This is a genomic window from Bradyrhizobium sp. USDA 372 (genome assembly GCF_053629095.1).
Genome location: NZ_JBRJHR010000001.1, coordinates 4,971,660 through 4,994,851 on the forward strand (window position 1 = coordinate 4,971,660; position 23,192 = coordinate 4,994,851).

General features: G+C 65.8%; 15 protein-coding genes. 5 read left to right on the forward strand and 10 right to left on the reverse strand.

The annotated features are described in order from the left end of the window. Positions 1-108: 108 nt before the first annotated feature. Entirely contained in the window at positions 109-1,116 is a 1,008-nt protein-coding gene (locus AB7M16_RS23485; RefSeq protein WP_439365628.1) for a KpsF/GutQ family sugar-phosphate isomerase, read from the reverse strand. 191 nt (positions 1,117-1,307) lie between these two features. Between AB7M16_RS23485 and AB7M16_RS23490 the strand changes: the two genes are divergently transcribed. After that, the gene (locus AB7M16_RS23490; RefSeq protein ID WP_453945360.1) at positions 1,308-3,050 is read left to right on the forward strand and encodes an outer membrane beta-barrel protein; all 1,743 of its coding nucleotides are present in this window, start codon (positions 1,308-1,310) and stop codon (positions 3,048-3,050) included. Between the two features lie 187 nt (positions 3,051-3,237). On the opposite strand, the gene AB7M16_RS23495 is transcribed toward AB7M16_RS23490, so the two are convergent. Continuing rightward, the gene (locus tag AB7M16_RS23495; RefSeq protein ID WP_453945361.1) at positions 3,238-4,689 is read right to left on the reverse strand and encodes a glutamate synthase subunit beta; all 1,452 of its coding nucleotides are present in this window, start codon (positions 4,687-4,689) and stop codon (positions 3,238-3,240) included. A gap of 146 nt (positions 4,690-4,835) precedes the next feature. Then, the gene (gene gltB, locus AB7M16_RS23500; RefSeq protein WP_453945363.1) at positions 4,836-9,581 is read right to left on the reverse strand and encodes a glutamate synthase large subunit; all 4,746 of its coding nucleotides are present in this window, start codon (positions 9,579-9,581) and stop codon (positions 4,836-4,838) included. A gap of 488 nt (positions 9,582-10,069) precedes the next feature. Between gltB and AB7M16_RS23505 the strand changes: the two genes are divergently transcribed. Beyond that, complete coding sequence (locus AB7M16_RS23505) at positions 10,070-10,786, forward strand: hypothetical protein (RefSeq protein WP_453945364.1); 717 nt, start codon at positions 10,070-10,072, stop codon at positions 10,784-10,786. Positions 10,787-10,848: 62 nt separating this feature from the next. On the opposite strand, the gene AB7M16_RS23510 is transcribed toward AB7M16_RS23505, so the two are convergent. Further along, complete coding sequence (locus tag AB7M16_RS23510) at positions 10,849-11,619, reverse strand: alpha/beta fold hydrolase (RefSeq protein WP_453945365.1); 771 nt, start codon at positions 11,617-11,619, stop codon at positions 10,849-10,851. A gap of 156 nt (positions 11,620-11,775) precedes the next feature. Further along, positions 11,776-12,240 carry an Hsp20 family protein gene (locus AB7M16_RS23515; RefSeq protein WP_035997846.1) on the reverse strand — a complete coding sequence of 155 codons (465 nt, stop codon included), beginning with the start codon at positions 12,238-12,240 and terminating at the stop codon, positions 11,776-11,778. 217 nt (positions 12,241-12,457) lie between these two features. Between AB7M16_RS23515 and AB7M16_RS23520 the strand changes: the two genes are divergently transcribed. Then, complete coding sequence (locus AB7M16_RS23520; RefSeq protein ID WP_172784992.1) at positions 12,458-13,405, forward strand: alpha/beta fold hydrolase; 948 nt, start codon at positions 12,458-12,460, stop codon at positions 13,403-13,405. A 133-nt stretch (positions 13,406-13,538) separates the two neighbouring features. On the opposite strand, the gene AB7M16_RS23525 is transcribed toward AB7M16_RS23520, so the two are convergent. Together AB7M16_RS23525 and AB7M16_RS23530 are read right to left on the reverse strand one after the other, a co-directional pair. Next, a complete protein-coding gene (locus tag AB7M16_RS23525; RefSeq protein WP_453945366.1) occupies positions 13,539-16,313 on the reverse strand; it encodes a di-heme-cytochrome C peroxidase in 2,775 nt (924 codons plus the stop codon). A 150-nt stretch (positions 16,314-16,463) separates the two neighbouring features. Then, entirely contained in the window at positions 16,464-18,260 is a 1,797-nt protein-coding gene (locus AB7M16_RS23530; RefSeq protein WP_453945367.1) for an adenylate/guanylate cyclase domain-containing protein, read from the reverse strand. A gap of 234 nt (positions 18,261-18,494) precedes the next feature. Between AB7M16_RS23530 and AB7M16_RS23535 the strand changes: the two genes are divergently transcribed. Next, positions 18,495-19,127: a LysE family translocator gene (locus AB7M16_RS23535; protein WP_453945368.1), complete on the forward strand. Its 633-nt coding sequence runs from the start codon at positions 18,495-18,497 to the stop codon at positions 19,125-19,127. A 152-nt stretch (positions 19,128-19,279) separates the two neighbouring features. On the opposite strand, the gene AB7M16_RS23540 is transcribed toward AB7M16_RS23535, so the two are convergent. Then, complete coding sequence (locus AB7M16_RS23540; protein WP_212254093.1) at positions 19,280-20,032, reverse strand: sulfite exporter TauE/SafE family protein; 753 nt, start codon at positions 20,030-20,032, stop codon at positions 19,280-19,282. Positions 20,033-20,181: 149 nt separating this feature from the next. Between AB7M16_RS23540 and AB7M16_RS23545 the strand changes: the two genes are divergently transcribed. After that, positions 20,182-21,072 carry a LysR substrate-binding domain-containing protein gene (locus AB7M16_RS23545; protein WP_212254094.1) on the forward strand — a complete coding sequence of 297 codons (891 nt, stop codon included), beginning with the start codon at positions 20,182-20,184 and terminating at the stop codon, positions 21,070-21,072. Between the two features lie 178 nt (positions 21,073-21,250). Here the strand turns inward: AB7M16_RS23545 and AB7M16_RS23550 are convergent, their stop codons facing one another. Both AB7M16_RS23550 and hisN read right to left on the reverse strand, forming a co-directional pair. Next, on the reverse strand, positions 21,251-22,228 hold the full coding sequence (locus AB7M16_RS23550; protein ID WP_453945369.1) for a Bug family tripartite tricarboxylate transporter substrate binding protein: 978 nt from the start codon (positions 22,226-22,228) through the stop codon (positions 21,251-21,253). A 21-nt stretch (positions 22,229-22,249) separates the two neighbouring features. After that, positions 22,250-23,032: a histidinol-phosphatase gene (gene hisN, locus AB7M16_RS23555; protein WP_172784985.1), complete on the reverse strand. Its 783-nt coding sequence runs from the start codon at positions 23,030-23,032 to the stop codon at positions 22,250-22,252. Positions 23,033-23,192 lie beyond the last annotated feature (160 nt).

Here is a 23,192-nt window from a genome sequence, read left to right on the forward strand (position 1 = left end):
ACCGTCATTGCGAGGAGCCCTTGCGACGAAGCAATCCAGACTGTCTCCGCGGAGGCAGTCTGGATTGCTTCGCTGCGCTCGCAATGACGAGGTGAGAGGGCGCAAACCCTACGCCACGCCCGCGCGCAGCAGATCGTGCAGGTGCACGATCCCCACCACCTTGTTCGCTTCCGTCACCAGCAGCGTGGTGATCTTGCGCGTGTTCAGCACCTCGATCATCTCGGTCGCGAGCATCGAGGGCGGAACGGACTTGGGCTGCTTGGTCATGATCTCGTCGACGGTCACCGTCAAAAGATCGGGCCGCATGTGGCGGCGCAGATCGCCGTCGGTGATGATGCCGACGGCCTCGCCCGCATCGTTGACGATGCAGACGCAGCCGAGCCCCTTGGCCGACATCTCGACCACGGCTTCCGACATCTCGGTGCCGAGTGGCTTGAGCGGAATCTCCGCGCCGGTGCGCATGTAGTCGCGGACGAATTTCAGCATCGCGCCGAGCTTGCCGCCCGGGTGGAAATGCGCGAATTCCAGCGCCGTGAAGCCGCGTCCCTCGAGCAGCGCGATCGCTAGCGCGTCGCCGATCGCGGCCTGCATCAGCGTCGAGGTGGTCGGCGCCAGATTGTGCGGGCAGGCCTCGCGCGCCTTCGGCAGCTCGATGACGAGATCGGCGGCCTGGCCGAGCGACGACGAAGCGTTCGAAGTCACCGCGATCATGGGGATCGCGAAGCGCGCCGAATAGTTCACGAGGTTCTTCATCTCCGGCTGCTCGCCGGACCAGGACAGCGCCATGATGACGTCGTCGGGCGTGATCATGCCGAGGTCGCCATGGCCGGCTTCGGCGGCGTGCACGAAGAAGGCGGGCGTGCCGGTCGAGGCCAGGGTCGCCGCGATCTTGCGACCCATATGGCCCGACTTGCCGAGGCCGGTGACGATGACGCGACCCTTGGCGTTGCGGATCAGTTCGACCGCCTTGGCGAAGGGCTCGCCCAGCGGGCCGCGCAGCGCGGCGGCGAGCGCGTTGATGCCGCCGCTCTCCGTCTCCAGGGTGCGGAGCGCGGATTCGATGCTATCGGGAATGGAGCCGGATGATTGGGTCATCAGCGGTTTCGAGCTCGGCATGGTCTGGTCCAGGGAGGAGGGGCGTTCGCCCATTGGCGCCTGCTTAGCACGCCCCGATCAGCGAGGCGACGCGCGCCCCAACGCCCTCAACGGGTCATTAACCATAATTGTTTTAACTCCATTAACGATGGTTCCGGCCGGCCGGCGGGGATGATCGAGAAAGTATTTGATTTCGTTGGGGTAATTCCATCGTGGGGTCGTCTCCAGGCAGGGGCCGGAGCACTGTCGCGCATTTCCTGCGCGCCGCTTTGCCGTGCCTCGCGCTGACTGCCCTCGGAAGCAGCCCGGCGGCCGCCCAGAGCCTCACGCCCGACCTGTTCAATCCCAACCGCGGCGGCTTCGCCTCGCCCGATACGCTGCCGACCCGCCGCACCGCCGGCGTTCTGCAGGCGCCCTCCGACGCGTTGCCGAAACTGCCCGATCCCAATGCCGACCCGCGCCAGCGCCAGCAGACGCCGGCGAGCTCGCGTGTCGGTCAGGTCCCGACCTATGGCCTGCCCGCCGCCACCGGCGCGAGCGGCTCCGGCTACGATTCGCTCAACCGCAAGCGGCAGCAGCCCAAGCTCCATCCGGGCCAGCCGAAGCCGAAGCGCGCCGGTCCCGGTTCGCCGCCGCCACCCGCAACAACGCCGGCCACGACGCTCGGCCCACCGCGCATTGCGCCGCCGCCGTCCGAGACCGCGCACAAGGTGCCGGTGCCGGCAGCGATGGCGGGCAACGCGCCCGGCCAGCCGCTGCGCCGCCGTCTCAGGGCCGATGACGATCCGTTCGGCGCGGTCGGCGATTATGCCGGCAGCTTCCTGATCAAGGGCGGGCTCGAGCTCTCCGCCGGCTACGACAGCAATCCGACGCGCCTCAACAAGCCGGTCGGCTCGCCCGCCTATGTGGTCGCGCCCGATCTGCTCGTGGTGTCCGATTGGGAGCGCCACGCGCTGGTCGCCGATCTGCGCGGCTCGTTCTCGGGCTACACCAACGACATGCCGGCGACGATCAACGGCTTCGCCTCGCCGTCGCCGGTCGAGGCCAACCGTCCCGATTTCAACGGCCATGTCGACGGCCGGCTCGACGTCACCCGCGATTTCAAGCTGACCTCGCAGCTGCGCCTGCGGCTCGCCACCGACAATCCCGGCAGCCCCAACGTGCAGGCCGGCCTGCAGAAATATCCTGTCTACGCTGCTTACGGCACGACGCTCGGCTTCGACCAGACCTTCAACCGCTTCCAGGTCGCCGCCGGCGCCACCATCGATCGCACCGCCTACACCGATTCCAAGCTCACCGACGGTTCGACCTTCAGCAACGACGACCGCAACTTCAACCAGTACGGCGGCGTCGGCCGCTTCTCCTACGACCTCAAGCCCGGCCTGAAACCCTTCGTCGAGGTCCAGGGCGACACCCGTGTCCACGACCAGGCCGCCGACCGCAACGGCTACTTGCGCGATTCGAACGGCGGCTATGCCAAGGTCGGCTCGTCGTTCGAGTTCTCGCGCATCCTCACCGGCGAGATCTCGGTCGGCTATTCCGCGCGCAGCTACACCGACCCGCGCCTCAGCCAGCTCTCGGGCTTCCTCACCACGGGCTCCCTGATCTGGAGCGCGAGCGGCCTCACCACGGTGAAGTTCTTCACCGACACGCAGATCTCGGAGACCACGGTCCCCGGCTCCTCCGGCGTCTTGGTGCGCACCTACTCCGCCGAAGTCGACCACGACTTCCGCCGCTGGCTCACCGCGGTCGGCAAGTTCACCTACGGCACGCTCGACTACCAGGGCCAGAACCGCAACGACAAGACCTACTCGCTCGAAAGCAGCCTGATCTACAAGCTCAACCGCAACATCTGGGTCAAGGGCACGCTGCGCCACGACATCCTGGATTCGAACCAGCCGGGATCGAGCTCGCAGGGCACGGTGGTGATGCTGGGGGTGAGGCTGCAGAATTGAGGGGGACGTGAGTGCGCGTGGATTGACGCACAGTCTTGCCCCTTGCTCCGCCGTCATGCCCCGGCTTGACCGGGGCATCCAGTACGCCGCGGCCCATCGATTCAATTAAAGCTGTCTCTGGAATAATGGATCGCCCGGTCAAGCCGGGCGATGACACCGTTTGCTGATCTGACGGCGGAGCAAAAGCTCAGCGCGGCAGATCCGTCTTCCCCATCAAAAACGTATCGATCGACCGCGCGCACAGCCGGCCCTCGCGGATCGCCCAGACCACCAGCGACTGGCCGCGGCGCATGTCGCCGGCGGTGAACACGTTGGGGCGCGAGGTCTGGTAGTCCAGCGTGTTGGCCTTGACGTTGCCGCGCGGGTCGAGGTCGACCGCGAGCAGCTTCAAGAGGCCCTCGTGCACGGGATGGACGAAGCCCATCGCGAGCAGGACGAGCTCGGCGTCGAGCTCGAACTCGGTGCCGGCAATCGGCTTGAACTTGTCGTCGACGCGCACGCAGTGCAGCTTCTTGACCTCGCCGTTCTCGCCGGAGAATTTCTGGGTCAGCACGGCGTATTCGCGCACCGCGCCTTCGGCCTGGCTCGAGGACGTCCGCATTTTCAGCGGCCAGTTCGGCCAGGTGAGGGCTTTGTTCTCGCGCTCAGGGGGAGCGGGCATGATCTCGAGCTGGGTCACCGAGAGCGCGCCCTGGCGCAGCGAGGTGCCGATGCAATCGCTTCCGGTGTCGCCGCCGCCGATGACGACGACGTGCCTGCCACCCGCCAAAATCTCCTGGACGCCGCCGAGCGGCTCCTCGGAGACGCGGCGGTTCTGCTGCGGCAGGAAGTCCATGGCGTAGTGGATGCCGGCGAGCTCGCGGCCGGGGATCGGCAGGTCGCGCGGAGCCTCCGCGCCGCCGGTCAGCGCGACCGCGTCGTACTCGTTGAGCAGCTCGCGCGGATCGACATTGCCTTCAGCGCCGACGTGGCTGTTGTAGTGGAAGGTGACGCCTTCGGCTTCCATCTGCTTGACGCGGCGGTCGATGACACCCTTCTCCATCTTGAAGTCGGGGATGCCGTAGCGCAGCAGGCCGCCGGCCTTGGCGTACTTCTCGTAGAGGTGGACGTCGTGGCCGGCGCGCGCCAGCTGCTGCGCGCACGCCATGCCGGCCGGACCCGAGCCGATCACCGCGACCTTCTTGCCGGTCTTCTCCGCGGCGACTTCAGGCTTGAGCCAGCCATTGTCCCAGGCGCGGTCGACGATCGCGCATTCGATGGTCTTGATGGTGACGGGGTTGTCGTCGATGTTGAGCGTGCAGGAGGCTTCGCACGGCGCCGGACAAATGCGGCCCGTGAACTCCGGGAAATTGTTGGTCGAGTGCAGGTTGCGCGAGGCCTCTTCCCAATTGCCCTGGTAAACGAGATCGTTCCAGTCGGGAATCTGGTTGTTGACCGGGCAGCCCGGCGTGCCCGGCGCGACCGAGCCGGTGCCGTGGCAATAGGGAATGCCGCAGTTCATGCAGCGCGCGGCCTGGTCGCGCACCTCCTTCTCGGAGAGCGGAACGACGAATTCCTTGTAATGCTTCACGCGCTCGGCGACCGGGCTGTACTTGCGGTCGTGCCGTTCGATTTCCAGAAAACCCGTGATCTTGCCCATTAAACCCGAAGTCCCTGCCGCTTAAGTTCGTTCCGTTTCTTACTCGCCGTCATTGCGAGGAGCTCTTGCGACGAAGCAATCCAGCCTGATTCCGCGGAGAGTTTCTGGATTGCTTCGCTGTGCTCGCAATGACGGGATGTGATGCCCTACGCCCCGATCGCGATTTTCGGCTCGGCGTCCGCGTTGGCCGCCATTTCGCGCAGCGCGCGCCGGTACTCGACCGGCATCACCTTGCGGAATTTGGGCAGCCATTCCTTCCAATTGGCGAGGATCTCGGCGGCGCGCTTGGAGCCGGTCGCCTTGGCGTGGCGCGAGATCAGGACGTGCAGCCGCTCGACGTCGGAGGCGAGCAGGTTCTTGAACACGTCGACCCGGCCATGCGCCTCGAGGTCGCCGGCATGGTTGTAGGTGCCGGCGTTGATCAGCTCCTCCGACAGCACCGGCTCGAGCTCGACCATGCTGAGGTTGCACAGCTTGTCGAAATCGCCGGCCTCGTCGAGCACGTAGGCGATGCCGCCGGACATGCCGGCCGCGAAGTTGCGCCCGGTCTTGCCGAGCACGACGACGATGCCGCCGGTCATGTATTCGCAGCAATGATCGCCCGCGCCCTCGACCACGGCGACCGCGCCCGAGTTACGCACGGCAAAACGCTCGCCGGCGATGCCGCGGAAGTAGCACTCGCCCTCGATCGCGCCGTACATCACGGTGTTGCCGACGATGATGCTCTCTTCCGGCACGATGGCCGAGTTCCTCGGCGGCTTGACGATGATCTTGCCGCCCGAGAGGCCCTTGCCGACATAGTCGTTGCCTTCACCTTCGAGCTCGAAAGTGACGCCGTGGGCGAGCCAGGCGCCGAAGGCCTGGCCGGCGGTGCCCTTGAGGCTGACATGGATGGTGTCGTGCGGCAGGCCGGCATGGCCGTAGATCTTGGCGACCGCGCCGGACAGCATCGCGCCTGCGGAGCGGTTGGTGCTGTTGATCGCGGCCTCGATCTTCACCGGCGCGCCGCGGTCGAGCGCAGGCGTTGCCTGCTCGATCAGCGAGCGGTCGAGCACCGCCTCCAGATGATGGTTCTGGCGCTCGGAGTGATAGATCTTCTGGCCCTTCTCCTCCTTCTGCTTGACGAAGAGCTTGGAGAAATCGAGGCCCTTGGCCTTCCAATGCGCAACCAGCTTGGTCTGGTCGAGCAGCTGAACCTGGCCGACCATCTCGTTGAAGGTGCGGAAGCCGAGGCTCGCCATGATCTCGCGGACTTCTTCGGCGACGAAGAAGAAGTAGTTGATCACGTGCTCGGGCTGACCGGTGAAGCGCTTGCGCAGCACCGGATCCTGGGTCGCGACGCCGACCGGGCAGGTGTTGAGGTGGCACTTGCGCATCATGATGCAGCCGGCCGCAATCAGCGGCGCGGTGGCGAAGCCGAACTCGTCGGCGCCCAGCAGCGCGCCGATCACGACGTCACGGCCGGTGCGGAAGCCGCCGTCGACCTGGACCACGATGCGGCTGCGCAGCCGCTCGCGCACCAGGGTCTGGTGGGTTTCGGCGAGCCCGATTTCCCACGGCGATCCGGCGTGCTTGATCGAGGTCAGCGGCGATGCACCAGTGCCGCCCTCGAAGCCCGCGATGGTGACATGGTCGGCGCGCGCCTTGGCGACACCCGCGGCCACCGTGCCGACGCCGATCTCGGAGACCAGCTTGACCGAAACGTCGCCCGTCGGGTTGACGTTCTTGAGGTCGTAGATGAGCTGCGCCAGGTCCTCGATCGAGTAGATGTCGTGGTGCGGCGGCGGCGAGATCAGGCCGACGCCGGGCGTCGAGTGCCTCACCCTGGCGATGGTGGCATCGACCTTGTGGCCGGGCAGCTGGCCGCCTTCGCCGGGCTTGGCACCCTGCGCCATCTTGATCTGCATCATGTCGGAGTTGACGAGATACTCCGTGGTGACGCCGAAGCGGCCCGAGGCGACCTGCTTGATCGCCGAGCGCATGGAATCGCCGTTCGGCATCGGCTTGAAGCGGTCGGCTTCCTCGCCGCCTTCGCCGGTGTTCGACTTGCCGCCGATCCGGTTCATGGCGATCGCGAGCGTGGTGTGCGCCTCGCGCGAGATCGAGCCGAAGCTCATCGCACCCGTGGCGAAGCGCTTGACGATGTCCTTGGCCGGCTCGACCTGGTCGAGCGGCACAGGCTTGCGCTTCTCCTCCTCCGCGCTCTTGATCCGGAACAGGCCGCGCAGCGTCAGCAGGCGCTCCGACTGCTCGTTCAGGATCTTGGCGAAGGCGCGGTAACGCTCCTGCGAATTGCCGCGTGCGGCGTGCTGCAGCAGCGACACCGACTCGGCAGTCCAGGCATGGTCCTCGCCGCGGCTGCGATAGGCATATTCGCCGCCGACGTCGAGCGCGGTCTTGTAGACCTGCGCCTCACCGAACGCGTCGGCATGACGGCGCACGGCTTCTTCCGCGATCTCGGCGAGGCCGACGCCTTCGACGCGGGTATGCGTGCCGGCGAAGAACTTCGACACGAAGTCGGCCTTGAGGCCGACGGCGTCGAATATCTGCGCGCCGCAATAGGACTGGTAGGTCGAGATGCCCATCTTGGACATCACCTTGAGCAGGCCCTTGCCGATCGACTTGATGTAGCGCTTGACGATCTCATAGTCGTCGAGCGAGCCGGGCAGGCGGTCCTTCATCGCAATGATGGTTTCGAACGCGAGGTACGGATTGATCGCTTCGGCGCCGTAGCCGGCAAGGCACGCGAAATGATGCACTTCGCGCGGCTCGCCGGATTCGACGACGAGACCGACCGAGGTGCGCAGTCCGACGCGGATCAAATGATGATGCACGGCGGCGCAGGCCAGCAGTGCCGGGATCGGCACGCGGTCGGTGCCCACCATGCGGTCGGACAGGATGATGATGTTGACTCCCTCGCGCACCGCGCTTTCGGCGCGCGCGCAGAGCTCGTCGAGCACCTGGTCCATGCCGGCCGCGCCGAGACCGGCGTGGAAGGTGGTGTCCAGCGTGCGCGACTTGAAGTGCGACTCCGCCACCTCCGAGATCGAGCGGATCTTTTCCAGGTCCGCGTCGGTCAGGATCGGCTGGCGCACTTCGAGGCGCTTGGTGGTGGCCATACCCTGCAGGTCGAACAGGTTCGGCCGCGGCCCGATGATCGAGACGAGGCTCATCACCAGCTCCTCGCGGATCGGGTCGATCGGCGGGTTGGTGACCTGCGCGAAGTTCTGCTTGAAGTAGGTGAACAGCGGCTTGGCCTTGTCCGACAGCGCCGAGATCGGCGTGTCGTTGCCCATCGAGCCCGCGGCTTCCTCGCCGGTGGCCGCCATCGGCGTCATCAGGATGGTGATGTCTTCCTGGCTGTAGCCGAATGCCTGCTGGCGATCGAGCAGCGACAGGTTCGAGCGCACGCCGGTGGTCGGCACCTTCGGCAGCTCTTCCAGCACGATCTGGGTCCGCTCCAGCCACTCCTTGTAGGGATGGCTCTTGGCGAGCTCGGCCTTGATCTCGTCGTCCGGGATCAGGCGGCCCTGCTCGAGGTCGACCAGCAGCATCTTGCCGGGCTGCAGCCGCCACTTGGTGATGATCTGGTCCTCGGGGATCGTCAGCACGCCCATCTCGGACGCCATGACGATGCGATCGTCCTTGGTGACGAGATAGCGCGCGGGCCTGAGGCCGTTGCGGTCGAGCGTGGCGCCGATCTGACGGCCGTCGGTGAAGGCGATCGCGGCGGGGCCGTCCCACGGCTCCATCAGCGCGGCATGATATTCGTAGAAGGCGCGGCGCTTCTCATCCATCAAGGGATTGCCGGCCCACGCCTCCGGAATCATCATCATCACGGCATGCGGCAGCGAGTAGCCGCCCTGCACCAGGAATTCGAGCGCGTTGTCGAAGCAGGCGGTGTCCGACTGTCCCTCGTAGGAGATCGGCCACAGCCGGTTGATGTCCTTGCCGTAGAGCTCGGAGCTCACCGAGGCCTGGCGCGCCGCCATCCAGTTGACGTTGCCGCGCAGCGTGTTGATCTCGCCGTTATGCGCGATCATGCGGTAGGGATGCGCCAGCGACCACGCCGGGAAGGTGTTGGTCGAGAAGCGCTGATGCACCAGCGCCAGCGCGCTCTCGAAATCCTTTTCGTGCAGATCGGGATAGTACTTGCCGAGCTGGTCGGCGAGGAACATGCCCTTGTAGATCACGGTGCGGCAGGACATCGAGCACGGGTAATAGCCGGCAAGGCCGCGGTCGCGGCGCTGGTAGATCGCCTGCGAGATCGACTTGCGCAGGATGTAGAGCCGGCGCTCGAACTCGTCCTCGGTCTTGGCGGTGCCGTTGCGGCCGATGAACACCTGCATGCAGGCGGGCTCGGTCGGCTTCACGGTGACGCCGAGCGAGGAATTGTCGGTCGGCACGTCGCGCCAGCCGAGCAGGGTGAGGCCCTCTTCCTTGATCTGGTCGGCGATGATGCTCTTGATGACGTTGCGCCAGGCGGTGTCGCGCGGCATGAACAGCGCGCCGATGGCGTATTCGCCGGGGGGCGGCAGCGTAAAGCCGAGCTCCCCAGCCTTGCGGCTGAAGAAGGCGTGCGGGATCTGCACCAGAATGCCGGCGCCGTCACCGGCGCGCGGATCGGCGCCGACGGCGCCGCGATGCTCGAGGTTGCAGAGGATGCTCAGCGCGTCCGAGACGATCTCGTGCGACTTCTTGCCCTTGATGTTGGCGATGAAGCCGACGCCGCAAGAATCCTTCTCCAGGCTCGGATCATACAGGCCTTCGGCTTTGGGGCGCGAATTGTGCTCTTGAAGCGGTGAGGTGATCGGATCGGTCGTTTTCGAGGCGACCGTCGCCGACAGCTCTTCTGCCACGATGTTTGCGCGCTCGAATTGCGACCCGTTCATTGTTCCTGTCCTCTCCATGCGGCAAGCTGCCTCACCGCCATCTTCGGCGCACCTTCGGCGTCCCGCGGCACCCGATCCTGGGCCACCGCTCGTCCTCTGCGAGCCGCATTTTCTTAAATTCAGGCCTAGGCGTTCTTCGTCCCCGAGAACGGCTTTGCCTGGTACCTTGCCGGCGCTCGAGAGCACCAGTTCTCGCTGCAATCCCTATGCCGGAACCGCAGGCAAAATGAGACAGTCTTCCTGTCCTAACCATCACCTTGCCAAATTTTTGTCTAGCACACAAGCGCGCGGAAGTCCCGATTCCGCAAAAGTCAATCAATCGCTTTCCAAAAGTTGCGGCCCCGGTTTTGAGGCAAACGCGCCCTGATCCGGCCCCGGCGGCGCCGAAATCCCCAATGAAACTTCGGATCAACCCTTCGGAAGGCGCGCCACGGCGCGAGAAGCGAAAGAGGGCGGCCGCCGGAGGGCCTGACAGGAGCGTCTCGATCATGAAGTTTTTCACAGGATGTGTGGCGGCCGCCGCGCTGGCGCTGGCTGCCGGTGCGGGGCATGCCCAGGTTCCCGCGAGCGGTATTGCCAGAGGGGCCGTCATCGCGGTGTCGGATTTCGACGGGCCCTACGCCCCGCCGGAGGCCGCCCCGCCGCCGCGCTACGGTTACGGCTACGAGGAACGCGGCCCGGCGCTGGCCGTGTTGCCGCCGACCGAGGTCTACGCCGTGCTCCGCGAAAACGGCTTCTCGCCGCTCGGCATTCCGCGCCTGCGCGGCAGCGTCTACACCATCGCGGTGATCGACCGAAGCGGCGACGATGGCCGGCTGGTGATCGACGCCCGCGACGGGCGGATCATCCGCTTCATGCCCGCCGCTGATGCCTATGGCATGGCGCCGGCCTATGACGAGCGCCGGGTCGCGCCCTACGGGCCGCAAACCGCGCTGCCGCCGCCGACCGCGATCCGCAGCGGTCCGCCGCGCCCGCCGGCCTCGATCCCGCATGTGGCAAGCCGCGCCGTGCCGCTGCCCAAGCCCGCCCCGCGGCGCGCCGAGATGCAGGCAGTGCAGGCCCAGCCCGCGCAGCAAGCTGCCGTGGTGCAAGCCAAGCCGGCCGAGGCCGCACCGCAAGCTGCCGCGCCGACCGTCGGTCAGGCCAAGCTGGCCCCAACGATCCTGCCGACGCAGGACATGCCCGCCGCGCAGGGGCTGGACTAGGCGTCAGCAAACGGAAAGCGCCCGAGAACCCCTCGGGCGCTTTTGCATGAAATGACTGCGCGTCAGCTCCGCGGATACCCCGCCGCATCCAGGATCAGATTCGCCACCTCCTTCGGGTGCGACACCAGCGAGAGGTGGCCGGCATCGAGCTCGATCGTGGTGGCGTTGATGCGCTTGGCGAGGAAGCGCTCGAAATCGGGGTTGATGGTGTAGTCGTTCTTCGACACCGCGTACCAGCTCGGCTTGGAGCGCCAGGCCGCCTCCGTGGTGCGGCCGGCGAAGATCGAGGCCGCGGTCGGCCATTGCACGGCGTAGAGCTCCTTGGCCTGCTCCGGCTTCACGCCGTTGGCGAAGTACTTCAGGAAGGCCTCTTCCGAGAGCTTGGTGTAGCCGTCGCGCTCGACGATGCCGGCGCGCGCCGGCCCGGCCGGAAACTGCTTCGACAGCGCGACGAAATCCTCGTTCGCATCAGGCGCGCGTGCGGCGACGTAAACGAGGCCGGTGACCTTCGGGTCGGTGCCGACCTGGCTGATCACGGTGCCGCCCCAGGAATGCGCGACCAGCACGGTCGGCCCGTCCTGCTCGGCCAGCGCCCGCTTGGTCGCTTCGACGGAGTCCTCGAGCGAGGACAGCGGATTCTGCACGGCCGTCACATGCAGGCCTGCAGCCTGCAGGATCGGGATCACCTCCGACCAGCTCGAGCCGTCGGCCCAGGCACCGTGCACCAGCACGACGTTCTTCGCCTTCACCGTCTGCGGTGTCTGCGCATGAGCAAGGCTGAGGGGAGCCGCCAAAAGGCTCGCGGCGACGAAAAGGCTGCGCCAGAGTGACATATGATCTTTCTCCGTCTTGTTTGGGGTCGATGCCCAAAGGACGGCGCGCGAGGCAGCAGCGTTACGCCTTCACCGTTCTGTGATGCAGTGCAAAAAAACGCCCCGGGGCACCGGGGCGTTTTCGCAACCTGGAAGTCGTTTGGGTTGGTTGCCCGGTTAGGCGGCCTGCGCGGCCGAGTTCTCGATCACCTGCGCCTTGGCGCCGGCATTGATCGCGATCTGGCGCGGCTTCTTGGCCTCGGGAATCTCGCGGACGAGGTCGACGTGAAGCAGCCCGTTCTCAAGCGAGGCGTCCTTCACCTGCACGAAGTCGGCAAGCTGGAAGGCGCGCTCGAAGGCACGCGCGGCGATGCCGCGGTAGAGCACTTCGGATTTCGAGTTCTCGTTCGCGACCTTCTCGCCCTTGATCGTCAGCGTGTTTTCCTTCGCGACGATGGAGAGCTCATCCTTGGCAAAGCCCGAGACCGCAACGGTGATGCGGTAGGCATTCTCGCCGGTGCGCTCGATGTTGTAGGGGGGATAACCGGGGCTGCCGTCGGAGCTGGCCTGGTCGAGCAGGTTGAAGAGGCGGTCGAAGCCGACGGTGGAACGATAGAACGGAGTGAGATCGTAGCTACGCATGGTCAAGTCCTCCATTGAGCGACTGTTGGTAACCCGCCCGCCAATCGGGCCGGGCTTTAGTCTGTGTGCAGCCTGATGTTCCGGTTCCGAAACACTGGTAGCGGCCTGCACGAAGGTGATATGGGTGGAACGAGACGGCGTTCAAGAGGGCGGGACAGGCGCCTTTTCGGCGCTTTGGCCCCTTGAATTGCAGCACTTCCCGCCCAAGCACGCCCAAATGACGCTGGTCTCGATTCCCGCCAATCCGGTCCCCGAAAACGTCGTCAGCGGCACCATCAAGACCCCTGATGGCGTCGAGCTGCGCTTTGCGCGCTGGGCGCCGCCGGCGAACCGCAAGGGTACGGTCTGCGTCTTCACCGGGCGCAGCGAGCAGATCGAGAAGTATTTCGAGACCGTGCGCGACCTGCGCGACCGCGGCTTTGCGGTGGCGATGATCGACTGGCGCGGGCAGGGGCACTCGTCGCGCCGCCTGCGCGATCCGCGCAAGGGCTATGTGCGCGACTTCGCCGATTTCGAGATCGACGTCGAGACCTTCGTGCAGCAGGTGGTGCTGCCGGATTGCCCGCCGCCGTTCTTCGCGCTGGCCCATTCCATGGGCGGCACAGTGCTGCTGCGGGTGGCCCATGCCGGCAAGCGCTGGTTCGACCGCATGGTGCTGTCCGCGCCGATGATCGACCTGCCCGGGCGCACCACCTCGCTGCCGGTGCGTGCGCTGCTCAAGACGATGCGCCTGCTCGGGCAGGGCGGCCGCTACGTTCCCGGCGGCAGCGACCGCCTCACGGGGCTCGAACCCTTCATCAACAATCCCCTGACCAGCGATCCCGTCCGCTACGCGCGCAACGCCGCGATCCTGGAGGAAGACCCGACGCTCGGACTGGCCTCGCCGACGGTCGCCTGGGCTGATACCGCCTTCCGGGCCATGCACACCTTCAAGCGCGTGAACTACCCCTCGCAGATCCGCCAGCCGATCCTGATGCTGGCGGCCTCCAACGACGCCGTGGTCTCGACCGCGGCGATCGAGGAGTTCGCCTATCACTTGCGCGCCGGCTCCCATCTCGTGATCGCCGGCGCCAAGCACGAGATCCTCCAGGAGCAGGACCGCTACCGCGCCCAGTTCTGGGCCGCCTTCGACGCCTTCGTGCCGGGCACGCCGCTGTTCAAGTGAGGGCGGCGACGAGGGGGAGAATCCTCGTTCTCCGTCATTGCGAGGAGCTCTTGCGACGAAGCAATCCAGGCTGTTTCTGCGGAGACAGTCTGGATTGCTTCGCTTCGCTCGCAAATGACGAAGTACGGGTGCGTTACAGCGTCTTCAGATACTCGATCAGGTCGTAGCGCTCGGCGTCGTCCTTGAACATGCGGCCGATGACGCCGGGGCGCTTCGGCTCGCCGTCCTTGCGCTCGAAGGAATGGCCGAGCACGCTGTTGCCCTGGATCGGCTTGCCGTCGGAGCCCGTCGCGGAGAACTCCGTTTCACCGGTCTTGCAGCGCTCGTTGGCGGTGACTGCGAAACCGACGGTGTCGGGGTCATAGTCGCGGCGGCCCATGCAGAACTTCTGCGGGCGCTCGTTCTGTGGCTTCAGCAGCCAGTACAGCGACGGCACCGAGCCGTTGTGCAGGTAAGGCGCGGTGGCCCAGATGCCGTTCAAGGGCCGCGCGCGATAGCGCGGATCGGGCGCCGGATTGAGACAGTTCTTGCGCGCGAGATTCCAGATGTGCGCCCGTTCGGCCTCCGGGATGTCCTCGTCGTCCATCCATTTGCGGGCGACCAGATCGACCACCGTCATCAGGCCGAGCGCGTAGACCATCTCGTTGGGCGAAGCGCTCGCGGTCGGGATCTGGCACTGCCACCATGTCTGCAGGTCGGCCGTGTTGACCTTCAGGAAGCCGGGCACGTCGACGGTCCGCTTGCTGAGAACGAGGGACTGCTCGGGATCGGTCTTGATCTCGTCGAGCGGGATCGTCACCGCATTCAGCACCTTGCTGTCGCCGCTCGGCTCCCAGCGCTTCGACGACCAGAAGGCCGGACTGTTGATATCAGGCAGATGGCATCCGGAGCACATCTCCGCGTAGATGGCGCGGCCGCGCTCGACCCGATCTGACTTCAGCTTCCAGGCGTCGCCGAGGATGTGCGAGGGCCATTTCGGTGCGAGCAGGCCGCCGAACTTCGGACCCGTAGTGGTATCAGCCGCCTTGAATGGATCGGGGCCTCTCAGCATGTCCTCGATCCAGCCGAGCGTCCTGATGTTGACCGAGGAGCGCCACAGCCTGTCCGCCGGATAGGCGTCGGACAGGTTGAGCAGGGCGGTCACGCCGAGGGCTTCGCCGGCGTTGCGGATCAGCGGCTGCTCGATCGAGGCGTCGTACTGGGCGAACTTGAACCACGGCACCGTCCAGATCGCGGGGTAGCTCACGGGCGCGTCCTGGGCGTGCAAATTCTTCTCGAATCCCTTGACGCCGCTCAGCGCGAGATCCTGCGAAAACACCTGGTTGCCGATGCGGTTGAGGGCATCGAGGCGGCCGAACCCTTCCTCGGTGTCCTGCTGCTGCTTGCCGTCCCAGGTCTTCTTGGCCTCGATCGTCTTTTCGTAGTTCTTGGCCCAGTCGATCAGGAAGCTGCCGATCGCGCTGAGCCTTTGCTTGAGAGCGGCGCGGTCTGTCTTGCTGGCGTCGGGGCCGAGCACGCGATCGGCAAAACGCTGGAAGCGGAACGGGACGTACAGCGTGTAGGCGATCGACAGGCCCGTTGCGAGCTCGAGCTTCTTCAGGTCGGTCATCGCCGGGCCGCCGTCGAAGCGGACGTCGACGCCCTGATAGTGGATCTGGCCGGTATGACAGGCGGCGCAGGTCAGCCCGATCTTGTCCTCTTCGCGCCGACCCGTCGCGGGATCGGCGACGTCGGTCATGCGCGCGAAGCCGACGGGCAGGCCGTCGACGTTCTCCACCGGCGTCCACCGCGTCGACCAATCCGACGCTTGCGTTGTCTCGTAGACATTGGCGTAGCCGAACCGGCGCAGCGTCGCCGTGTCGACCTGGACCGATTGCGGGCTCGGGATGAAGCCGAAGCGCTCGAGATAAGCGCTGTCCTTGATCATGCCGGGCTTCGAGAACAGATGAAGCTGCGGCTGCTCCAGCGCCACAAACCACTCATAGGGCACCGGGAACGTCGCGGTGCCCTGGCTGGCGTGGTGGAACCAGTGCCGGTCCTTCAGCGACCAGTTCTGCTCGAGCCAATAGGCAGCCTTGGTTTCGGGCATCGCGGGCAGGGGCGGCGGCAGGAGATTCACCAGCACGCCCTTCTGGGGCAGCATGGCGCGAACCTGATTGGGAAATTCGGCGACGGCGACCAAGGCGATGAGGCCAACGCCGATGACAACGGCCGTGAGCGCGACCGCCCAGCGAAAGCGGAGCTGACAGGACGACAGCAGCGGCTGCGACACGATCCGCTGGTTGATACGGTCGGGGAATTGGCGTTGTTCGAACATCGTGCGCACGTCGGCCACGCTGAGATAAGGCTCTTCACCCGGCTTGCCCTTGCCGATGATCTTCAAAAGGACGGGCCATTCGAACTTCATCAGCAGCGGGTAGTACCAGCGTGCGGCGCTGCCGGCGCGCTTGAGATTGTCGCGCATGAAGGTCTTGATTTCCGCGGCGTTGAGGCCGGGCTCGCTGTTGCCGGTGTTCGGGTCGGTGTAGGTCCGGCCGAAGCTGGCAAGGCGCGCGATCTCGTCCTCGTTGATCTTGCCGTCGACGCCGAGGATGCGCGAGCCGGCGCCGCGCTTGTCCAGTGGCCCCCCGCGCAGCGCGTCGAGCTGCGCGCCCGAAACGATGCTCTTCAGGATATGCTTGATGCCGTTGGCGATCATCGCAACGCCGCGGACCTGGATGCGGGCCGAGACCTTCTTCAGCCCGGTCTCGCCGCTCGCATTGGCGATGGTCTGCGACAGCGTGTTGAGCGGGACGGTGCCGCCCTCGACGAAGCCTTCGCCGACGAGGCCGCGCAGGAACGGACAGGGATTGTTCGGCGAGACGTGAATCGAGGGGTCGAAGGGCGGTTTCGAAGCGGGGTCGTGCATGGCCCAAATCCTGAAAACAGCGAATCGTGGAAAGCAGGCGCGCCGTTAGAGCGCGGAAAGTCCTAACAAACCGACAGCACGATATACTACTTCAGCGTGTGACGAAGTGTGGCGGATTTCACTGTCCTGTCAACAAGAGCGGGCTTTCGCTCAGGATTCGGCGGCCCGCTTCACGTCGCTCTGAACCAGCGTCAGCTTGCCGAGCGGCACGCCGGCCTTCAGCAGCCCCTCGCGATAATGGCCGAGGTCCTCGGGCCGCTTCCAGTGGAAGTTGCGCAAGTGCCTGTCGACGTTCAGCGTTGGATAATTTGCCATCAGCACGCGGGCGGCTTCGCTGGCCTCGTCGTTTCGCCCCAGCTGCGCCAACGCCGCGGCCCGGATCGCCAGCGCCTGCATGTGATTCGGGTTGATGTAGAGCTGCTCGCGCGCCCATGACAGTGTCGCGTCATATTGGCGCAACAGATAATGGCTGAACGCGTTCAGCGCCGCCCATTGGTAGCGCGGGTCGCTGTTGTCGCGTTGCGCGGCCATCGAGAACAGCTCGATCGCCTCGCGATGCTCGCCGATCATGAAATGGCAGATGCCGAGCACGCCGCGTGCGCCATTGTCGTAGGGATTGAGCGCGACGGCGCGCTTGGCGGCGTCCATCGCCGCCTCGTGATGCCCCTCCATCGCATGCGCCCAGGACAGGATCGAGAACGCGAAGGAGGAGCGCGGGTCGAGCCGCACGCTGGTTTCGGCGAGGTTCATCGCCTCGGCCCACATCTCGCGCGTGCCCTTGACCCAGCCGAACTGGATGCTCTGGATCTGGATCGTGGCGAGATAGGCGTGCGCGATCGACAGTTTGGGATCGAGCCCGATGGCCTCGCGGAACAGCTCGACGGCGGCCGCCAGATCCTCCTTGGTCTGCCGGTAGTAATGTGACAGCCCCTTGAGGAAGCGGTCCCAGGCGGAGACGTCGGTCGAGAGCCGCGCCGGCGCCGAAGCCTCGGCACGGACGATCTCGGTGGCGATGGCGGCGGACAGGTTGGTCGTGATCTCGTCCTGCATCGCGAACAGGTCGCCGATGTCGCGATCGTAGCGGCCGGTCCAGAGCTGCTCGCCGGTCTCCGGCGCGATCAGTTCGGCGGTGACGCGGATCTTGGCGCCGGCGCGCCGAACCGAGCCCTGGATCAGGTAAGTCGCATCGATCTCGCGCGCGATCAGCCGCGTGCCGACGTTCTTGCCCTTGAAGGCGAATGTCGAGTTGCGGCTCAGCACCCGATAGAAGGATTGCAGCGACAGCGCATGGATCAGGTCCTCGGTGAGGCCATCGGAGAAATATTCGTCCTGGGCGTCGCTGAGATTGGCAAAGGGCAGCACGCCGACGATCGCGGTACGGTACTGCTGCGAGAGAACCGAGGCCTCCCGGAGCTCGGGAGCAAGCGCCGGCGCGCCTTCGGGTGTCCAGGTAAAGACCTCGATCGCATCCTTGATGTTCTTGAAGCGATGGTTGCCGGCATCGGTCAGCGGCACGGTGAGATGCTTGCTGGCCTCCCGATAGGCCTTGGCCGAGATCGCGAATCCGCCGGGGCTCGCCACCGATTCCAGGCGGACGGCGATGTTGACGTCGTCGCCGAACACCTCGTCCTCGTCGGCGATCACGTCGCCCATGTGGATGCCGAGCCGGAACTGCATGGCGCGATCGGCCGGCAGATGGTGGTTGCGCTCGGCCATCAGCGTCTGCATTGCGATCGCTGCCTCGGTGGCGCCGACGATCGAGGGGAATTCCAGCAGGAAGCCGTCGCCGGTGTTCTTCACGACGCGGCCGCCGTGATTGAGGATGATGGGGTGAATCGCGGCGCGATGGGCCTTGAAGGCGGCATGGGTGCCGGCCTCGTCGCTGCCCATCATGCGCGAATAGCCGGCGACATCGGCGCAGACGATGGCGGCCAGACGTCTTTCCATATCCGCAAAGCTCCAAGGGGACTTGGGTGAGGAATCCGGGACCGGCCACAGCGTGGCGGTTGCCGCGAATCCCGCATTTCAAGAACCCCGCCTTTATAGAGCAGATGCGCCGGAGCGGAAGCATGATCCGCATTGCAAATTCGAGGTAAATCCTACGCAATCCCGGCGGTGGACGGGGACGGGCGAACCGACTAAGCGGAACTGGGACCGCCAGGACGGCAGCGGGGCACCTTCATGCTGGGTATTCACGAAATCGGGCTTTTCATCCTCTCGGGCGTGCTGCTCAACATCACGCCGGGGCCGGATTCGGTCTATGTGATCGGCCGCAGCATGCAGATGGGCTGGCGCGGCGGCGCCGCTGCCGCCCTGGGCATCGGTTGCGGCTGCTTCGTCCATGTCGCGGGCGCGGCGATCGGGCTTTCGGCCCTGCTGATGGCCTCGTCCACCGCCTTCTCGATCCTGAAGCTGGTCGGCGCGGCCTATCTGGTCGTGACCGGCGTCCAGATGCTGTGGTCGCGCCCTGTGCTGGCTTCAAGCATCGATGAGCCGGTGCGCAGCTCGCTCTCGCGGGTCTTCCTCCAGGGCGTCTTCACCAATGCGCTCAATCCCAAGGTCGCGCTGTTCTTCCTGGCCTTCCTGCCGCAATTCGTCGCAGCCGATGCGCCGCACAAGCCGCTCGCCTTCCTGACGCTCGGCCTGATCTTCATCTTTACGGGGACGCTGTGGTGCCTGGTGCTCGCCGCGTTCGCCGCCAGGGCCGCGCACCGGCTGCGTCAGTCCGAGGCGGCGATTGCCTGGGTCAACCGCGCGCTCGGCGGCCTCTTCATCTATCTCGGCATCCGTGTCGCCATGCTGGAGAGCCGGTAACTCGCTCGAACGAATGATGCGGGCTGCGTAGGGTGGGTTAGCCTTGCGGCTGCGCGAAGCGCAGTCGCTAGGCGTAACCCACCTCTTCTGTCTCTGCGGATACGAACAGTGGTGGGTTACGCTGCGCTAACCCACCCTACTACGATCTTCTCTCAGGCAAACTCCTTCACCAGCGCACTGCCGGCGAGATACAGGCCGAGCAGGATCATCGCGATCAGGAACCAGCGGCGAAACGCTTCGGCCGGCATCCGCGCCCGCACCGATTGGCCGATAAACATGCCGGCAAAGGCCATGGCGAGGCCGATCGCGCCCGGCACGGCATTGGCCGGCGTCAGCAATCCGACCGCGGTCAGGTTGAAGGCGAGCGCCAGCGTGGCGGTAGTGAAGAATACGCCGAGCGCCTGCACCAGCTCGTCCTTCTCCATGCCGATCGCCTGCATGAACGGCATCGACGGGATCACTTGCACGCCGGTCGAGGCCGAGATCACGCCGGTGATGACGCCGACCACGCCGCCGACCCATTTCTCGTTCTCGGGCGCGACGCGGAAGTGGAACTTGTTCAGCCCGATCACGGCGTAGACGACCAGCAGGGCGCCGAGCACGATCGTGCCGTAGCGCGCGTGAGGTCCGGTCAGCGCGCCGGCATTGAGCCAGCAGCCGATCACGGTGCCGATCATCAGCGGCCACAGCCGCCGCAGGATGTCGCGCAAATACGGACCGACGAAGGTCTGCCAGATGTTGGTGACGATGGCGGGAACGATGACGATGGCAATGGCGCGGCCCGGCGCCATGCTCACGGCGAGCAGGCCCATGGACACCGTCGGCAGGCCGAGCCCGACCACGCCTTTGACGAATCCGGCGAGCAGGAAGACGACGGCGATGAGAATGAGCAGCGGGTCGATCATCTCAATACATTGACCGAAGCCGCGCGGGCGCACAATCTGGAGGTTACGGAGACAGCCTTCGTCGTCAGCGAAGGCTGGAGCATGATCCGGAAAAGTGCGAAGCGGTTTTCGGACAAGATCATACTCCAACAACAAAGAAGAGACATTTCATGCGCTTCGACCTCGTCGATCTCCAGCTCTTCATCGCGGTCGCCGACCAGCGCAGCATCACGCGCGGTGCGGAGCGCTCGCATCTGGCGCTGGCCTCGGCCAGCGCGCGCATCAAGGGCCTGGAGGATGCGCTCGGCGTCGTACTGCTCAAGCGCGGGCGCCGCGGCATCGAGTTGACCGCGGCCGGCGAGAGCCTGCTCGATCATGCCAGGCTCGTGATCCATCAGATCGACGCCATGCGCGGCGATCTCGCCGGCTTTGCCAGCGGCGTGCGCGCCAGCGTGCATTTCCTCGCCAACACGTCGGGCCTGTCGGAGCATCTGCCGAAGGCGCTCGCCGGCTTCCTGCGCGAGCATCGCGACGTCGCCGTCGACATCGAGGAACGCGAGAGCACCGATATCGCGGCGGCGATCGCCGCAGGCGCTGCCGACCTCGGCTTCGCCGCCGAGCACGCGCTGCCCGAGCATATCGAGCGCTTCCCCTTCAGCAAGGATCGCCTGACGCTGGTGACCTCGAAACGCGGTCCGTTCGCCGGCCGCCGCCAGATCGACTTTCAGGAGGCGGGGGCTTGCGACTTTGTCGGCCTGACCAGCGCCACCGCGCTCCAGATGCATATTTCCAGGCACGCGGCGCGGCTCGGCATCCGCCAGCATGTCCGCGCCCGCCTGCGCGATTTCGATGCGATCTGCCAGATGGTCGCCGCCGATGTCGGCGTCGCACTCGTGCCCGAAGCCGCCGCCCGCCGCTGCGCCAAGACCATGCCGCTTGCCATGGTCCGCCTGCGCGATGCCTGGGCCAACCGCCGCCTCGTGATCTGCGCGCGCAGCTTCAAGACGCTGCCGCGGCCGGCCAAGATGCTGGTGGAGCATCTCAGGGCCGAGGCGGTGTGAGGGGCGCTCTTACCCTCCCCTGGAGGGGGAGGGTCGGCTCACATTGAGCGGAGCGAAATGTGAGACGGGGTGGGGTGACGGTCTCTCCACATCCAACAGTGCCCGCGTGGAGAGATCACCCCACCCCGCTCGCGCTTCGCGCGATCGACCCTCCCCCTCCAGGGGAGGGTCAGCAAGCCTACTTCGCCGTCTCCACGCCGGCGTCCTTGATCACCTTCGCCCACTTCTTGGTTTCGTCGGCGATGAATTGACGAAAATGCTCCGGCTCATCGCCGATCAGCGTCGCGCCTTGCTGGCTCAGCTTTTCCTTCACCGCGGGATCCGCCATTGCCTTCGTGACGAGGCCATGCAGCGCGGCGATGATCTCCTTCGGCGTGCCCTTGGGCGCGACCATGCCGTACCAGTTCTCGATGCGCAGATCGGGAAAGCCCGCTTCCGCGGTAGTCGGGACGTCAGGCGCGGTCGGCGCACGTTCGGCCGAGCCGACGGCAATGGGGCGCAGGGCGCCCGTCTTGACCTGCGGCAGCAGCGCCGGGAGATCGAGGAACGCCATCTGCACCTGCTGCCCCAGGAGGTCGTTCACCGCAGGCGCGGCGCCGCGATAGGGCACGTGGACGATGTCGATCCTGGCCGTCAGCTTGAACAATTCACCGGCGAGATGCGGCAGGCTGCCGGCGCCGGTTGAGGCGAAGTTGAGCTTGCCCGGCTGCGCCCTGGCCAGCGCGATCAACTCGCCGGCGTCCTTTGCGGGGACGTTGGCGGCGACGACGAGCATTTCCGGCACGATCGCGACCAGCGTCACCGGGGTGAGGTCGGTGAGGGTGTCGTAGGCGACCTTCTCCATGCTCGCGCTGATCGCGAGGGCGCCAGCCGAAGTGATCGCGATGGTGTAGCCGTCGGGCGGGCTCTTCGCTACGGCGTCGGTGCCGAGCACGCCGCCCTGTCCGCCGCGATTGTCGATCAGCACCGGCTGACCGCACAGTTCCGACATGCGCTGGCCGACGACCCGGGCGATGATGTCGTTGGGCCCGCCGGCGGAAAACGGCACGATCAGCTTGATCGGCTTGGTCGGAAAGTTCTGCGCCGATGCCAGCGCTGGCAGCAGCAGGAACAATCCCAAGAACAATGTAACGAGCAGCCTGCTTGAGAGAATCATGCAAGCCCTCCGCTTCGCTTGCTACTGGTTCAACAGCTTCAACGCTTCCTCGTGAACCCGCGCGTCGCCGGCCGCGATGATGCGGCCGCCGCCCTGGGCCGGCTTGCCTTCCCAGGTGGTGACGACGCCCCCGGCGCCGGTTACGATCGGGATCAGCGCCGCGATGTCGTAGGGCTTCAGCTCGGTCTCGACCACGAGGTCGACGTGGCCGGCGGCAAGCATGCAATAGGAGTAGCAGTCGCCGCCATAACGCGACAGCCGCGCGCTCCTCTCGATGCGGCCGAAGATGGCGCGGTCGCTCTCGTTCATCAGCAGCGGGCTGGTGGTGTAGGTCGTGGCCTCCGACAGCGAAGCGCAGCGGCGGACCTGGAGCCGGCGCTCGCCCGACGGCCCCTTATAATTGGCCGAACCGTTGTCGCCGGAAAAGCGCTCGCCGATGAAGGGCTGGTGCATCATGCCGAAAACCGGCGTGCCCTTGTGCAACAGCGCGATCAGCGTGCCCCAGATCGGAAAGCCGCCGATGAAGGATTTGGTGCCGTCGATGGGATCGAGCACCCAGACGTAGTCGGCGTCCTCGCGCTCGCTGCCGAATTCCTCGCCGACGATGCCGTGCTGGGGGAAGTTGGCCTTGATCAGCCGCCGCATCACCGCCTCGGCGGCGCGGTCGGCCTCCGTCACGGGATCGAAATCCTTGGTCTTGCTCTTGTCGTCGATCGACAGCGAGGTGCGGAAGAACGGCAGGATGGTTTCGCCGGAGGCGGTGGCAAGCCGACCGATGAAGGCGGAGAAGTCGATCACCGTCACAGGCGAAATCCTCGAAGCGAAGGTTGGATGAAGCTTGCCTCCTGCCTAACTCAATTCGCCTGCCGCGTGCAGCGCTGTCTTGATGTTGCGCCCTGGTATTTTGGATGCCGAAGCGCGCTGCCCCATTCCAGTCATCTGCTGGCCAAATATCGATCACGGA

Excerpts from the sequence above, each read along its gene's own strand:
- AB7M16_RS23485 (WP_439365628.1), bottom strand. The coding sequence starts at position 1,116 with ATGCCGAGCTCGAAACCGCTGATGACCCAATCATCCGGCTCCATTCCC.
- AB7M16_RS23495 (WP_453945361.1), bottom strand. The coding sequence starts at position 4,689 with ATGGGCAAGATCACGGGTTTTCTGGAAATCGAACGGCACGACCGCAAG.
- gltB (WP_453945363.1), bottom strand. The coding sequence starts at position 9,581 with ATGAACGGGTCGCAATTCGAGCGCGCAAACATCGTGGCAGAAGAGCTG.
- AB7M16_RS23505 (WP_453945364.1), top strand. The coding sequence starts at position 10,070 with ATGAAGTTTTTCACAGGATGTGTGGCGGCCGCCGCGCTGGCGCTGGCT.
- AB7M16_RS23510 (WP_453945365.1), bottom strand. The coding sequence starts at position 11,619 with ATGTCACTCTGGCGCAGCCTTTTCGTCGCCGCGAGCCTTTTGGCGGCT.
- AB7M16_RS23515 (WP_035997846.1), bottom strand. The coding sequence starts at position 12,240 with ATGCGTAGCTACGATCTCACTCCGTTCTATCGTTCCACCGTCGGCTTC.
- AB7M16_RS23520 (WP_172784992.1), top strand. The coding sequence starts at position 12,458 with ATGACGCTGGTCTCGATTCCCGCCAATCCGGTCCCCGAAAACGTCGTC.
- AB7M16_RS23525 (WP_453945366.1), bottom strand. The coding sequence starts at position 16,313 with ATGCACGACCCCGCTTCGAAACCGCCCTTCGACCCCTCGATTCACGTC.
- AB7M16_RS23530 (WP_453945367.1), bottom strand. The coding sequence starts at position 18,260 with ATGGAAAGACGTCTGGCCGCCATCGTCTGCGCCGATGTCGCCGGCTAT.
- AB7M16_RS23535 (WP_453945368.1), top strand. The coding sequence starts at position 18,495 with ATGCTGGGTATTCACGAAATCGGGCTTTTCATCCTCTCGGGCGTGCTG.
- AB7M16_RS23540 (WP_212254093.1), bottom strand. The coding sequence starts at position 20,032 with ATGATCGACCCGCTGCTCATTCTCATCGCCGTCGTCTTCCTGCTCGCC.
- AB7M16_RS23545 (WP_212254094.1), top strand. The coding sequence starts at position 20,182 with ATGCGCTTCGACCTCGTCGATCTCCAGCTCTTCATCGCGGTCGCCGAC.
- AB7M16_RS23550 (WP_453945369.1), bottom strand. The coding sequence starts at position 22,228 with ATGATTCTCTCAAGCAGGCTGCTCGTTACATTGTTCTTGGGATTGTTC.